Source organism: Allokutzneria albata (assembly GCF_900103775.1).
Classification (GTDB): Bacteria; Actinomycetota; Actinomycetes; order Mycobacteriales; family Pseudonocardiaceae; genus Allokutzneria; species Allokutzneria albata.
This window is the reverse complement of the sequence record NZ_LT629701.1, coordinates 4846199-4859530: the sequence shown is the minus strand read 5'-3', so window position 1 is coordinate 4859530 and position 13332 is coordinate 4846199. Positions and strand designations below refer to the sequence as shown.

General features: G+C 70.4%; 16 protein-coding genes. 15 read left to right on the top strand and 1 reads right to left on the bottom strand.

All coding sequences use genetic code 11. The features are described 5' to 3' along the window. Positions 1–13 precede the first annotated feature (13 nt). The 3 genes from rho (at position 14) to BLT28_RS21735 (ending at position 3805) form a co-directional block, all read left to right on the top strand. The gene (gene rho, locus BLT28_RS21745) at positions 14–1972 is read left to right on the top strand and encodes a transcription termination factor Rho (RefSeq protein ID WP_030428912.1); all 1959 of its coding nucleotides are present in this window, start codon (positions 14–16) and stop codon (positions 1970–1972) included. A 436-nt stretch (positions 1973–2408) separates the two neighbouring features. Further along, positions 2409–3077: a sensor histidine kinase gene (locus BLT28_RS21740; protein WP_162184824.1), complete on the top strand. Its 669-nt coding sequence runs from the start codon at positions 2409–2411 to the stop codon at positions 3075–3077. A 32-nt stretch (positions 3078–3109) separates the two neighbouring features. Continuing rightward, positions 3110–3805 (top strand): response regulator transcription factor, encoded by a 696-nt coding sequence (locus tag BLT28_RS21735; protein WP_231950372.1) that lies wholly within the window; start codon positions 3110–3112, stop codon positions 3803–3805. A 21-nt stretch (positions 3806–3826) separates the two neighbouring features. Here the strand turns inward: BLT28_RS21735 and BLT28_RS21730 are convergent, their stop codons facing one another. Further along, a complete protein-coding gene (locus BLT28_RS21730; RefSeq protein ID WP_052407173.1) occupies positions 3827–4228 on the bottom strand; it encodes a hypothetical protein in 402 nt (133 codons plus the stop codon). Positions 4229–4459: 231 nt separating this feature from the next. Here BLT28_RS21730 and rpmE point away from each other — a divergent pair, with 231 nt between their 5' ends. From rpmE to BLT28_RS21670, 12 genes are all read left to right on the top strand, one after another. Beyond that, positions 4460–4672 (top strand): 50S ribosomal protein L31, encoded by a 213-nt coding sequence (rpmE, locus tag BLT28_RS21725; RefSeq protein ID WP_030428916.1) that lies wholly within the window; start codon positions 4460–4462, stop codon positions 4670–4672. 106 nt (positions 4673–4778) lie between these two features. Beyond that, on the top strand, positions 4779–5855 hold the full coding sequence (gene prfA, locus BLT28_RS21720) for a peptide chain release factor 1 (protein WP_030428917.1): 1077 nt from the start codon (positions 4779–4781) through the stop codon (positions 5853–5855). Between the two features lie 52 nt (positions 5856–5907). Further along, positions 5908–6750, top strand: a complete 843-nt coding sequence (gene prmC, locus BLT28_RS21715) for a peptide chain release factor N(5)-glutamine methyltransferase (protein ID WP_030428918.1) — start codon at positions 5908–5910, stop codon at positions 6748–6750. Between the two features lie 107 nt (positions 6751–6857). After that, a complete protein-coding gene (locus BLT28_RS21710; protein WP_030428919.1) occupies positions 6858–7514 on the top strand; it encodes an L-threonylcarbamoyladenylate synthase in 657 nt (218 codons plus the stop codon). A gap of 45 nt (positions 7515–7559) precedes the next feature. Next, on the top strand, positions 7560–8840 hold the full coding sequence (locus BLT28_RS21705; protein WP_030428920.1) for a serine hydroxymethyltransferase: 1281 nt from the start codon (positions 7560–7562) through the stop codon (positions 8838–8840). A gap of 9 nt (positions 8841–8849) precedes the next feature. Beyond that, positions 8850–10013, top strand: coding sequence for a glycosyltransferase family 4 protein (locus BLT28_RS21700; protein ID WP_030428921.1), 1164 nt, complete (start codon positions 8850–8852; stop codon positions 10011–10013). 43 nt (positions 10014–10056) lie between these two features. After that, positions 10057–10518 carry a hypothetical protein gene (locus BLT28_RS21695; protein ID WP_063766543.1) on the top strand — a complete coding sequence of 154 codons (462 nt, stop codon included), beginning with the start codon at positions 10057–10059 and terminating at the stop codon, positions 10516–10518. A 48-nt stretch (positions 10519–10566) separates the two neighbouring features. After that, positions 10567–10776, top strand: coding sequence for a hypothetical protein (locus BLT28_RS21690; protein WP_030428923.1), 210 nt, complete (start codon positions 10567–10569; stop codon positions 10774–10776). Between the two features lie 36 nt (positions 10777–10812). Further along, a complete protein-coding gene (atpB, locus tag BLT28_RS21685) occupies positions 10813–11604 on the top strand; it encodes a F0F1 ATP synthase subunit A (protein WP_052407174.1) in 792 nt (263 codons plus the stop codon). Positions 11605–11672: 68 nt separating this feature from the next. Beyond that, positions 11673–11900 (top strand): ATP synthase F0 subunit C, encoded by a 228-nt coding sequence (atpE, locus tag BLT28_RS21680; RefSeq protein ID WP_030428925.1) that lies wholly within the window; start codon positions 11673–11675, stop codon positions 11898–11900. Between the two features lie 37 nt (positions 11901–11937). Continuing rightward, positions 11938–12480: a F0F1 ATP synthase subunit B gene (locus tag BLT28_RS21675; RefSeq protein ID WP_030428926.1), complete on the top strand. Its 543-nt coding sequence runs from the start codon at positions 11938–11940 to the stop codon at positions 12478–12480. Positions 12481–12488: 8 nt separating this feature from the next. Next, positions 12489–13316, top strand: coding sequence for a F0F1 ATP synthase subunit delta (locus BLT28_RS21670; protein ID WP_030428927.1), 828 nt, complete (start codon positions 12489–12491; stop codon positions 13314–13316). Positions 13317–13332: the final 16 nt, after the last annotated feature.

Sequence of the window (13332 nt, the reverse complement as noted above, 5' to 3'; positions counted from 1 at the left end):
AGGAAGGACATGTGTGAGCGACACAGAACTGTTGAGCAGCGACGCCCCCGCTACGAACGGGACCGCCCCCAAGAGGCGCGGTGGCCTCTCCGGGATGGTGCTCGCCGAGCTTCGCCAACTCGCGGGAGAGTTGGGCATCGGCAACACCAGCGGGATGCGCAAGGGTGACCTGATCGCTGCCATCAAGGAGCGCCAGGGCGGGGGATCCGGCTCGCGCAAGCAGGCCGCGCAGCTCCCGCTGCCCGAGGCCGAGAGCGCTCCTGCCCCGGCCAAGTCCGCCCCCGCCGAGGCCAAGGCCCCGGCCGCCGACGCGGAGGCCTCCGGCGGCGACGCCCGCCGCAGCCGCAGCAGGCGCCGTGCCGTGTCCAGGCCCGCGGGCAGCCCGGACGCCGCCGAGCGCGGTGACTCCGAGGCCCAGGCACCCGCCGCCGAGGAGAAGGCGGAGGCGCCGCAGCAGGACAAGGGCCAGCGCCCCGAGCGCGGTGACCGCGGAGAGCGCGGTGACCGGTCCGAGCGGCGCAACCAGCGCGGCGGCGACCGCGAGGAGCAGGGTGAGCGCGCTGAGCGCTCCGAGCGCGGCGACCGGTCCGAACGGGGCGAGCGCGGCGGCCGCGGCCGCAACCGGGACCGCGACGACCGCGGTGACCGGGGCGAGCGCGGCCAGCAGCGCGAGCGCGAGCAGGTCCGCGACGACGAGGACGACGAGGACGGCGGCCGCAGGCGCGGCAGGCGCTTCCGCGACCGGCGCCGCAACCGCGGCGGCCGGGGCGAGGACGGCGGCGGCCGTGGCTCCGGTGGCGACCGCGAGACCGAGGTCCGTGAGGACGACGTGCTGCTCCCGGTGGCCGGCATCCTCGACGTGCTCGACAACTACGCGTTCGTGCGCACCTCGGGCTACCTGTCCGGGCCGAACGACGTCTACGTCTCGCTGTCCCTGGTGCGCAGGTACGGCCTGCGCCGGGGTGACGCGATCACCGGTGCGGTGCGCCAGCCGCGCGACGGTGAGCAGCAGCGGCAGAAGTTCAACCCGCTGGTCCGGGTGGACACCATCAACGGCCTGGAGCCGGAGGCGGCGCGCAACCGCCCCGAGTTCACCAAGCTGACGCCGCTGTACCCGAACGAGCGGCTGCGCCTGGAGACCGAGCCGCACATCATCACCACCCGCGTCCTGGACCTGGTGACGCCGATCGGCAAGGGGCAGCGCGCGCTGATCGTGTCCCCGCCGAAGGCCGGTAAGACCTCGGTGCTGCAGGCGATCGCCAACGCGATCACCAAGAACAACCCCGAGTGCTACCTGATGGTCGTGCTGGTGGACGAGCGGCCCGAAGAGGTCACCGACATGCAGCGCTCGGTCAAGGGTGAGGTCATCGCCTCCACCTTCGACCGGCCCCCGTCGGACCACACCACGGTCGCCGAGCTGTCCATCGAGCGGGCCAAGCGCCTGGTCGAGGCCGGTCACGACGTGGTCGTGCTGCTGGACTCCATCACCCGCCTCGGCCGCGCCTACAACCTGGCGGCCCCGGCGTCCGGCCGGATCCTCTCCGGTGGTGTGGACTCCACCGCGCTCTACCCGCCCAAGCGCTTCCTCGGCGCGGCGCGCAACATCGAGGGTGGCGGTTCGCTGACCATCTTCGCCACCGCGCTGGTGGAGACCGGGTCCACGATGGACACGGTCATCTTCGAGGAATTCAAGGGCGCCAGCAACTCCGAGCTCAAGCTGGACCGCAAGATCGCGGACAAGCGGACCTTCCCCGCGGTGGACGTGGACGCCTCCAGCACCCGCAAGGAGGAGCTGCTGCTCTCGCCGGACGAGCTCGCGGTCACCATCAAGCTCCGCCGCGTGCTGGCGGCGCTGGACAACCAGCAGGCGATCGACCTGCTGATCACCCAGCTCCGCAAGACCCGCACCAACATCGAGTTCCTGATGCAGGTCGCGAAGAACAGCCCCGGCGGCAACAGCAACGACGACTGATCGTCAGTCATCCCCTCGACGGCCCCCGCCCTTCCCGCGGGGGCCGTCGTGCGTTCCGGGCGGAAACACGCGAACCAGTTCGCGTGAACGGCGGCGGCCGGATGGCCCGGAGCCATCTGATCGATGTACTCCGTTACCTCGGACAGCGGTCGATCCCGTCAAAGAATTGAGATCTGTGACTCTCCGCGATTGCGCCATTGCGGTGGAAGGATCGTTCGAGCCTGGCCGTGGTTCGCATCGCCAGGTATGCAACTACTGGGGATCATGGGGCTCGAGGGGGAGGCGACGGCGCGTGCGAGCGCGACTGCACGGGGATCGGCGCTGGTTCGTTTTCGGTGCTGCTGCGGCGTTTCCGGTCGTGGTGGTGGTATCCGGCGCACCAGGTCCGATGGTGTGGGCGGCGTTGGCCGTTGTCGTCTTCGTCCTGGGAATCGTTGTGCGGCAACAGTTTCTGGTCGCGATCGAGCAGCGCCGCGTCGAGGAGCTGCGCGAACAACGGCTCCGGATCGCGGCCGAGCTGCACGACGTGGTGGGCCACCACCTGAGCGCGATCAGCGTGCGGACCTATCTGCTCGACGAGGTCGCCGCGGGCCGGTCGCCGGAGATTTCCCTTGCCACCAAAGGAATTCGGGAAAGCATCGGGGCGGCGCTGACCGAGTTCGGCGCGCTCGTCGCACAGCTGCGCGGAGAACCCGGTGCGCGCGAGCGCGGTGTCGACGACCTGCCCGAACTGGTCCGCTTCGCCGAGGACGCGGGCAACGAGGTCGAGCTGCGCGTGGGTGAGCTGCCGCAGGACGTGCCGCCGGAGATCTACTGGGTGCTGCGCGAGGCGCTGACCAATGTGGTCAAGCACTCCTCGCCGACCCGCGTGCTGCTGCGGCTGGAGGTCGTCGGCGGGGAGTTGCTGGCGGCTGTCTCCAACGAACGCTGCCGCGCCGACCGGCCGCGCCGGTTCCCGGGTTCCGGTTTCGGCGTACGGGGTATGCGGGAACGCGTCCGCCGTCTCGGGGGGCGGCTGGAGGCCGGGCAGGTGGCCGGTGGTGGGTACCGGGTGCTGGCCGCCGTTCCCGTCGGCGCTGGGGTGCCGCTGGACCGGACCGCGTAGCTCGGCCACGGATCGTTGATGGGTGGTCTCACGTGACTGGGGTGTTCGGATCGTCGGAGCCGATTCGGGTGCTGCTCGCCGATGACGACGTGGTCGTGCGCACCGGCTTGGCGGCGTTGCTCGCGCGGCGCCCCCCGATCGAGGTGGTGGGGGAGGCCGCGGACGGGCTCTCCGCCCTGGGCGCCGCGCTCAGCCTGCGACCGCACGTGCTGGTGATGGACGTGCGGATGCCCGTGATGGACGGGATCACCGCGACCCGGCGGCTGCTCTCCGACTGGACGACGCCCGAGCCCCGGCCGCGGGTGCTGATGCTGAGCACCTACGACTCCGACGAGTACGTGCACTCCGCGCTGCGGGCGGGGGCGAGCGGGTTCCTGCGCAAGGACGCCTCGCCCGACGAGATCGCGCACGCGGTCCGGGTGGTCGCGGCGGGCGACGGCATGCTCAGCCCGGGCGTGACCGGCAGGCTCATCCAGCAGACGGTGCGGCGGCTGGCCGAGCCGGAGGAATCGGACCTGGCCGGGACGGAGCTGCTGACCAGGCGGGACGTGGAGGTGGTCCGGCTGGTCGCCTCGGGGCTGTCCAACGCGGGCATCGCCGCCGAACTGGGGCTGAGCGAGCCCTCGGTGAAGAACCGCGTCACCAAGGTGCTGGCCAAGCTCGGCCTGGACAACCGCGTCCAGTTGGCGATCTTCGCGCTCAAGGTCGGCCTGGCGAAGCTCTCCTAGGGCCGGTTCGGGGGCCGGTGGTCAAGCGCCGACGGCGAACTGGTCCTCGTCCTCCTGGTACTGCCGTTCGCGGCGCTGGGCGCGCTGCAGACCCACGGTGAACACGGCCGCGGCCAGCACACCCGCCGCGGTGGCCGGCACGGCCGGGATGAGCGTCCCGTGCAGGAATATCCCGCCGACGAGCAGCGTTGCCGACCATGGCCAGCGCACCCAGTGCCGTTGCCAGGGCGCGCGCCAGCGGACCTCGCCGCTGGTGGCGACCGCGAGCGCGGCGGCCGCGCCGAAGTGCGCGCTGCTCAGCTCCACCGGGGCCCCGCTGACCAGGAACAACGCCCCGTTCAGGCCCGCGACCATGCCGACGAACAGCAGCGGCAGCCCCAGCCAGCCGGCCAGGGAGAGGCGACGTCCCGCTGTGCACACCACGTGCTCAGTCTGCTGCCGAACGTGAGGAAGGGAAGATGTTCCACCGCCGCCCTCGGCGGGTGGTCGGCCGGGTGCGGCGGATGGCCTCCCCGGGCCGTCGAACGGCAGGTGGTCGGGCACATGCCGACGTCAGGGGAGCGTCTGGCACACTGGTAGGTCGAAGTCTGGCTCCGGTTCACCCCTCGCTCTCGCGCACGGGGACCCGGCGGCCGTCGAGAGAAGAGGACACAGGTGAAGAGCAACATCCACCCGGACTACGTGGACACCAGCGTGACCTGCGGTTGTGGCAACAGCTTCACGACCCGCAGCACCAAGCAGTCCGGCGCGATCCACGTCGAGGTCTGCTCCAACTGCCACCCGTTCTACACGGGCAAGCAGAAGATCCTGGACACCGGCGGTCGCGTGGCCCGCTTCGAGGCGCGCTACGGCAAGCGCTCGAAGTAGCCCCACACGCTCACTGCGCCCGTCCGGAGCTGATCCGGACGGGCGCTTCGCGTGTCTGCACGGGCACTTGTCACACTTGGCCGAACCCCCGACCTCCGGAGCACCCGTGACTCGATCAGTTGCCGAATCCGTCGACGCGTTGCTGGCCGAGCACGCCGAGCTGGAGGGACAGCTGGCCGACCCCGACGTGCACGCCGACCCGGTGGCCGCGCGCAGGCTGGGCCGCCGCTACGCCGAGCTGGCCCCGATCGCCCAGACCGTCAAGGAGCTGGAGGGGCTGCGCTCCGACCTGGCCGCGGCCAGGGAGCTGGCCAAGGAGGACCCCTCCTTCGCCGAGGAGGCCGAGGAGCTGGCCGGGCGCATCCCGGTGCTGGAGGCCAAGCTCACCGAGCTGCTGCTGCCCAGGGACCCGCACGACTCCGCCGACGTGGTCATGGAGATCAAGTCCGGTGAGGGCGGTGAGGAGTCGGCGCTGTTCGCCGGCGACCTGCTGCGGATGTACCTGCGCTACGCCGAGCGCCAGGGCTGGCGCACTGAGCTGCTCGACGAGGTCCGCTCCGACCTCAACGGCCACAAGGACGCCACGCTGGCGATCAAGGGCCGCGGTGAGGGCCCGGACGGCGTGTGGGCCAGGCTGAAGTTCGAGGGCGGCGTGCACCGCGTGCAGCGGGTCCCGGTGACCGAGTCGCAGGGCCGCATCCACACCTCGGCCGCGGGCGTGCTGGTCTACCCGGAGGCCGAGGACGTCGAGGTCGAGATCGACGAGAAGGACCTGCGCATCGACGTGTTCCGCTCCTCCGGCAAGGGTGGGCAGAGCGTCAACACCACCGACTCCGCGGTCCGGATCACCCACCTGCCGACCGGCGTGGTGGTGTCCTGCCAGAACGAGCGCTCGCAGCTGCAGAACAAGGCCCGCGCCATGCAGGTGCTGCGCTCGCGGTTGCAGGCGATCGCCGAGGAGGAGGCCGCGCGCACCGCGTCGGACGCCCGGCGCAGCCAGATCCGCACGGTGGACCGCTCCGAGCGCATCCGCACCTACAACTTCCCGGAGAACCGGATTTCCGACCACCGGGTGAACTACAAGGCGTACAACCTCGACCAGGTGCTCGACGGCGAGCTGGACGGCGTGCTCAACGCGCTGGCCGAGGCGGACCGGGCGGAGCGGCTCGGCCAGCAGGGGTGATCATGGACCGGTGCCCAGCGTGAACAACCGACAGCCCCTGCGCCTCGCCGTCATGGACGCCGAGCGCATCCTGGCAGGCGCCGGGGTGGCCAGCCCCCGCGTGGACGCCGAACTGCTCGCGGCCCACGTGCTCGGCGTCGAGCGCGGGCGGCTGCCGCTGATCCCGCTGGTCGACCCGGCCGCGATCGAGCAGCTGCACAAGCTCGTCCGCCGTCGCGCCACCCGCGAACCCCTCCAGCACATCCTCGGCTCCGCGGTGATGGGCCGGGTTCCGCTCGACGTGGGCCCGGGCGTGTTCGTGCCCCGTCCGGAGACCGAACTGCTGCTGGAGTGGGGCCTGCGCCTGCTCGCCGACGTCCGCGAGCCGGTGGTGGTGGACCTCTGCACCGGTTCCGGCGCCCTCGCCCTCGGCTTCGCCCACGAGCGCCCCGACGCCGTCGTGCACGCCGTCGAACTGGACCAGACGGCGCTGGCCTGGGCGCGGCACAACGCCGACGCTCGTGCCCAGAACGGGGACACGCCGATCCGCCTGCACTCCGGGGATGTCACCGACCCCGGCCTGTTGTCACAGCTCGACGGCACGGTCCACCTGGTGCTGTGCAACCCGCCCTACGTCCCGGAGGGCACCCCCGTGCCGCCCGAGGTCGCCGACTACGACCCGCCCCAGGCGGTCTTCGCGGCCGACCAGGGCCTCGCGGTCATCCGGCACGTGGTGAGCGCGGCGGCCCGCCTGCTGCGGTCGGGCGGCGGGGTGGCCATCGAGCACGACGACACCCACGGCACGGCCGTCCCGGACCTCCTCGCCACCCGCAAGGTCCTCACCGCGGTGACCCCGCACGCCGACCTCGCAGGCCGTCCCCGCTTCACCACCGCACTCCGCACCTCCGTGTCCTGAACGAGTCGTTCAGGCTCCCCAACGCACCGAATGAGTCGTTCGGTGCGTTGGGCGGGGGAGGCGGGGCACGCCTGATCGGGGCGGGGGCGCGGGGCTATGGTGCTGCTGTGAGCATGGTTTACGCGTGTGGTGGAGAGGACGACGCGCAGCGCGAGGCCGGTCTGGCCGCCGCTGCCGGAGCCGTCCGGAGCGGGCAGCTGGTCGTGCTGCCGACCGACACCGTCTACGGCCTGGGGTGTGATGCCTTCGACTCCGCGGCGGTGCAGAGCCTGCTGGACGCCAAGGGGCGCGGGCGGGACATGCCGCTGCCCGTCCTGGTCGGCTCGTGGTCCACTGTGGACGGACTGGTGCTCTCCGTTCCGCACCAGGCGAGGTTGTTGATCGAGGCGTTCTGGCCGGGCGGGCTGTCCATCGTGCTGCCGCACGCCCCGTCGCTGAACTGGGACCTGGGGGACACCAGGGGCACGGTCATGGTCCGGATGCCGCTGCACCCGGTCGCGATCGACCTGCTGCGCGAGGTCGGCCCGATGGCCGTCTCCAGCGCCAACCGCTCAGGTCACCCGCCCGCGACTACCGCGATCGGGGCACAGGAGCAACTCGGCGACTCCGTGGCCGTCTATCTGGATGGAGGGCCGTCCGGAGAACCCGTCGCCTCCACCATCGTGGACCTCACCGGTCCGCACCCGTTGGTGCTGCGTGAAGGGGCCGTGAGCCTCGCCGATGTGGCCGAGGTCGTGGGCACCGAGGTCGAACTCGCGCGGTAGCGTACGAAACGCGATTCGCGCCGCCCTACGACAGGAGCAACCGCAGTGACAACGCCGTTCTGGGGCCCCGACTTCACCGCCCTGCAGTCCACCGACCCGGAGATCGCCGATGTCGTTCTCGGTGAGCTGGACCGGCTGCGCGGCGGGCTCCAACTCATCGCGAGCGAGAACCTCACCAGTCCCGCCGTGCTCGCCGCGATCGGTTCGACGCTGTCCAACAAGTACGCGGAGGGCTACCCCGGCCGCCGCTACTACGGCGGGTGCGAGGAGGTCGACAAGGCCGAGGAGATCGGCATCGCCCGCGCCAAGGAGCTCTTCGGCGCCGAGCACGCCAACCTCCAGCCGCACTCCGGCGCCAGCGCCAACCTCGCCGTGTACGCGGCGTTCTGCAAGCCGGGCGACACCGTGCTCGCCATGGACCTCAAGCAGGGCGGCCACCTCACCCACGGCTCCAAGGTCAGCTTCTCCGGCAAGTGGTTCAACCCCGTGCCGTACGGCGTCGACAAGGACACCGAGCTGATCGACTACGACCAGGTGCGCGAGCTCGCGCTGGAGCACCGGCCGAAGATGATCGTCGCGGGCGCCACCGCGTACCCGAGGCTGTTCGACTTCGCCGCCTTCCGCGAGATCGCCGACGAGGTGGGCGCGATCCTCTGGGTCGACGCCGCGCACTTCATCGGCCTCGTCGCGGGCAAGGCGATCCCCTCACCTGTGCCCTACGCCGACGTCGTCTCCTTCACCACCCACAAGGTGCTGCGAGGCCCGCGCGGCGGCATGATCGTCTCCCGCGCCGAGCACGCCAAGGCGCTGGACAAGGCGGTCTTCCCGTTCAGCCAGGGCGGGCCGCTGATGCACAACGTCGCCGCCAAGGCGGTGGCGCTGAAGGAAGCCGCCTCCCCGGAGTACCGGTCCTACGCCGCGCAGGTCGTCGCGAACGCCGTCGCGCTGGCCAAGGGCCTGGAGGCCGAGGGGATGCGGCCGGTCTCCGGCGGCACCGACACCCACCTCGCCCTGATCGACCTGCGCCCGGTGGGCGTCACGGGGGCGGAGGCGGAAGCCCGCACGGGCGCTGCCAAGATCACTTTGAACAAGAACGCGATTCCGTACGACCCAGCCCCGCCGATGACCGCCTCCGGTATCCGGATCGGTTCTCCGGCAGTCACCACGCAGGGGATGACCGAGACGGACATGGCCGAGATCGCACGCCTGATCGGCCGTGCCGTCCGCGCCGAACGCGGGACCGAGAGCGGGGACGCCGAACTGGCCTCCGTCGCCGGTGCCGTCGCCGACCTGGTCGCCGCCAACCCTGCCTATCCGCGAGGTTAATCGTCCACCGTGGGCACGACGCCTGCCTTCACTCCCGCTGGTCTGCCGGTGAGAGAATTCTTCCTCGTCCTGTTGGTCTCCGCCGCGGTGACCTTCCTGCTCACCGGCCTGGTGCGGCAACTCGCCTTCCGGGTCGGTGCCGTCGCCTACCCCCGAAAACGGGATGTGCACGCGCAGCCCAAGCCGCGGATGGGTGGCGTCGCCATGTTCGGCGGCGTGCTCTCCGGCATGTTCCTGGCGCTGCACCTGCCGGTGCTGCGCAACTCCTTCACGATCTCCTCCGAGGTCATCGGCGTCGCCATCGCCGGCGCGGTGATCGTGGTGGTCGGGGCGCTGGACGACCGCTTCGAACTGGACTCGCTGACCAAACTGGCCGGCCAGGTGACCTCGGCCGGTCTGCTGGTCCTCTTCGGCGTCCAGTGGTTCCTGTTCTGGGTGCCGTGGGGCGGGTCGGCGGACAGCAAGGGACAGCTGATCATCCTCGACGGGGACCAGGGCGCGCTGCTCACGGTGCTGCTCGCGGTGACCATGATCAACGCGATGAACTTCGTCGACGGCCTGGACGGGCTCGCGGCGGGCATCGGGCTGATCGCCGCCGTGGGCGCGTGGTCGTTCACCCTGGTGCTGATCGCGGGCAACAGCGGCGACCAGAACGCCTACCCGGGCGCCCTGATGGCGGCGACGCTGGCCGGGGCCTGCGCGGGCTTCCTGCCGCACAACTTCCAGCCCTCGCGCATCTTCATGGGCGACTCGGGCTCGATGCTGATCGGGTTGATGCTGGCCGCGGCGAGCACCTCGGCCTCCGGCCAGCTCAACTTCGCCAGCTACGGCGGCAAGAGCACCCTGGCGCTTCTCTCGCCGCTGCTGGTGGTGGCCGCGGTGCTGTTCGTGCCGCTGCTGGACCTGGTGATGGCGGTGCTGCGGCGGACGCGGGCGGGTCGCAGCCCGTTCGCGCCGGACAAGATGCACCTGCACCACCGGCTGCTGGAGATCGGCCACTCGCAGCGCCGCGCCGTGCTGCTGATCTACCTGTGGGCCTCGGTGCTGGCCTTCGGCGCGGTGTCGCTGACGGTCTTCGACGTGGCCACGGTGATCTGGGTGGTCGGGGTCGGCCTGCTGCTGGCGCTGTTCGCCTCGGCCATCCCGAGGCTGCGCGAGTCCCGCCGTTCCTGACCCCCTGCGGTGATCGTCCGGGCACGTCAGGGACAATTCGGACGTGAACCCGCTGAAGCAGACGGTCGTCGCCAACCCGAGCGAGGTCCTGCGCAGGGCCCTCGTGCAGTCCGCCGTGACGCTCGGCGCCCTCGTCGTGGTGTCGGTGGCGGTGGCGTGGTCGGTCGCGGGCGAGCCCGGGCTGTGGGGTGCGGTGCTCGGCGCGGCCATCGCCGGGGTCTTCCTGCTCGTCACCACGGGTGCCGTGCTGGCGACGATGAAGGCGAGCCCGGCTGCCACTTTGGGGGCGGTCATGGGCTCCTGGTTGGTGAAGATGGTGGCGGTCTTCGTACTCCTGCTGGTCCTGAGGCCCCTGGATTTCTACTCAAAACCGACACTCTTCGTCGTGACCGCGCTCTCGATCGTGGTAGTGCTTGTCACAGAGTCACTCGCTGTGATCAAGTCCCGCGCGCCGTACGTGGAGCCGACCCCTCGCACCCCGTCTGGCCAGCAGATTGAAGATTGACCCCCGGTTCACAAGCTCTGTCCAAACGGTTGGTAAGGTGCTGCTGGGATGAGCGACAAGACGGACAAAGGCACCCAATCGGGTAACGCGGACGTCTGGGCGCTCATCAGTACCCTGCTCGCCGGCCCAACCCTCTGGGGTGGCGTCGGGTACCTCATCGACCTGGCGGTCGGCGGCCGGATCTTCCTGATCTCCGGCCTGCTGGTCGGCGCCGTCATGAGCTTCTACATCGTCTACGTACGCCACGGCCGGAGCTGAACAGTGCTGGCCGCCATAGCAGGGAGACCGCGCTCGATGTTGGTGCTGGCCTCAGAAGACACGTACCACCCGCCCTCGATCGCCGAGTTCTTCCCGCCGGCGCTGCTGTTCGAGGGCACTCCGTTCCAGATCGACCGGATCATGCTGATCCGCGTCCTGATGACGGTGGTGCTCGTGAGCTTCTTCCTGATCGCCCTGCGCAGGCCGAAGATCGTGCCGCGTGGCGTGCAGAACCTGGCCGAGATGGGGCTGGACTTCGTCCGCGTGTCCATCGCCGAGGAGATCCTCGGCAAGGTCAACGGCAGGCGGTTCCTCCCGCTGCTGACCACGATCTTCTTCATGGTCTGGGCGCTGAACCTCTCCGGGGTCATCCCGTTCCTGAACATGCCGAGCACGGCGAAGATCGGCGTGCCGCTGCTGCTGGCGCTGCTGACCTACTTCGTCTTCAACTACGCGGGCATCAAGGCGCAGGGCTTCGGTCCGTACATGAAGTCCAACCTGTTCCCGCCCGGTATCCCCAAGCCGCTCTACCTGCTCGTGACGCCGATCGAGTTCGTCTCGACCTTCCTGGTGCGGCCGTTCACCCTCACCGTGCGTCTGCTGGCGAACATGATCGCCGGGCACATGACGCTGGTGCTCTTCTTCGGAGCCGCCTGGTTCCTGCTCTTCCAGGCCGGAAGTCTGCTGCTCGCCCCGGTCGGCGTGCTGTCCTTCGGTGCCGGATTCATTTTCACCCTGTTCGAACTGCTGGTGCAGGTCCTCCAGGCATACGTGTTCACGATGCTGACCGCCGTCTACATCGACGGCGCGCTGCACGCGGAGCACTGAGAACAGGGAATCGGTACGACCCCGTCCGTCCACACTCGGCCGGGGCCAACCTGAAAGGGAACGACAGAATGAACCTCGCAGAGGTTATGGGCAACGTCGCCAGCATCGGTTACGGCCTCGCCGCCATCGGCCCTGGCATCGGCGTCGGCATCGTGTCCGGCAAGACCGTCGAGGCCATGGCCCGTCAGCCCGAGCTGTCCGGCCAGCTGCGCACCACCATGATCCTCGGTATCGCGTTCACCGAGGCCCTGGGTCTGCTGGGCCTGGTCGCGGGCATCATGTTCGGCGGCCTCTGATCCGCAAGGATCCTCTGACTAAGGATTCGGTGACACCGTGACGACCACAGTGCTAGCGGCCGCGCAGCAGAACCCGCTGATCCCCGCGGTCTACGACATCGTTTGGTCCGCGGTCTGCTTGGCGATCATCGGCTTCGTCTTCTGGAAGAAGGTGCTTCCGACCTTCCAGAAGGTGCTGGCCGATCGCACCGAGAAGATCGAGGGCGGCATCGCCAAGGCGGAGCAGGCCCAGGCACAGGCGCAGCAGGCCCTGGCGGAGTACCAGGCCCAGCTGGCCGACGCCCGTGCCGAGGCCGCCCGGATCCGGGACGACGCTCGGGCCGAGGCGGAGAAGATCAAGGAAGAGCTCTACGCCAAGGCCCAGGCCGAGGCCGCTCGCATCATCGCGCAGGGCAACAACCAGCTTGCCGCCCAGCGCGCCCAGATCGTCGCGGAACTGCGCGGGGACCTGGGGCGGATGGCCGTCGACCTGGCCGGTCGCGTCGTCGGGGAGTCCCTGGAGGACGAGGCCCGCAGGCGCGGCACGGTGGACCGCTTCCTCGACGAGCTGGACGCCGTCTCGGCGCCGGCTGGTAAGTGAGCGAAGGCATGAGTGCGATGCACGCCGCCAGCCGTGAGGCGCTCGCAAGCGCGGAAGCGCGGTTGCAGGAGATCACCAGTGGGGTGGACGGCGACGGCCTCGGCAAGCTCGCCGACGAGCTGTTCGCCGTCACCACCCTGCTGAACTCAGAGATCGGCCTTCGCCGGGCCATCGCCGACGCGTCGAGCGACCCCGCGGGGCGCGAGGCGCTGGTGCGCGGCCTGCTGGCGGGCAAGGTGGGCGAGCGGGCGGTCGACCTGCTCGCCACCGTGGTCACCGCGAGGTGGTCCAGCCCGCGGGAGCTGGTCGACGGCATCGAACTGCTCACCCGCACCGTCTCCCTGGTGCGCGCCGAGCAGGACGGCAGGCTGGACGCGGTGGAGGACGAGCTGTTCCGGCTCGGCCGCATCGTCGCCGCCCAGCCCGACCTCGACCGGCTGCTCTCCGACCCGACCCGCGAGGCAGCGGGCAAGGTCGAGCTGCTGCGCTCGCTGACCGCGGGCAAGGTGGAGCCGGTCACCCAGACCCTCGCCGAGCAGCTGGTCACCGAGCCCCGTGGGCTCGGGGTGGTGGCCGGTCTGGAGCAGCTGGCCGGCCTCGCGGCCAAGCGGCGGGAGAGGTCGGTCGCGTACGTGCGCTCGGTCATCCCGCTCAGCGAGGCGCAGCAGGACCGGCTGTCCGCTCTGCTGCAGCGTGTCTACTCGCGGCCGATCGCCCTGCACATCGAGGTCGACGCGGCACTGCGAGGCGGCATGGTGATCCGCGTCGGCGACGAGGTCATCGACGGAAGTGCGGCTGGCCGCTTGGAGGCCCTCCGCCGCGAGCTCGCTGGATAACAACGACGCCCACGGC

What these genes read in the sequence shown, in the direction of transcription:
- prmC (WP_030428918.1), top strand. Translation starts at nt 5,908, where the DNA reads ATGGACGCCGAGCGCATCCTGGCAGGCGCCGGGGTGGCCAGCCCCCGC.
- BLT28_RS21690 (WP_030428923.1), top strand. Translation starts at nt 10,567, where the DNA reads ATGAGCGACAAGACGGACAAAGGCACCCAATCGGGTAACGCGGACGTC.
- atpB (WP_052407174.1), top strand. Translation starts at nt 10,813, where the DNA reads ATGTTGGTGCTGGCCTCAGAAGACACGTACCACCCGCCCTCGATCGCC.
- atpE (WP_030428925.1), top strand. Translation starts at nt 11,673, where the DNA reads ATGAACCTCGCAGAGGTTATGGGCAACGTCGCCAGCATCGGTTACGGC.
- BLT28_RS21670 (WP_030428927.1), top strand. Translation starts at nt 12,489, where the DNA reads ATGAGTGCGATGCACGCCGCCAGCCGTGAGGCGCTCGCAAGCGCGGAA.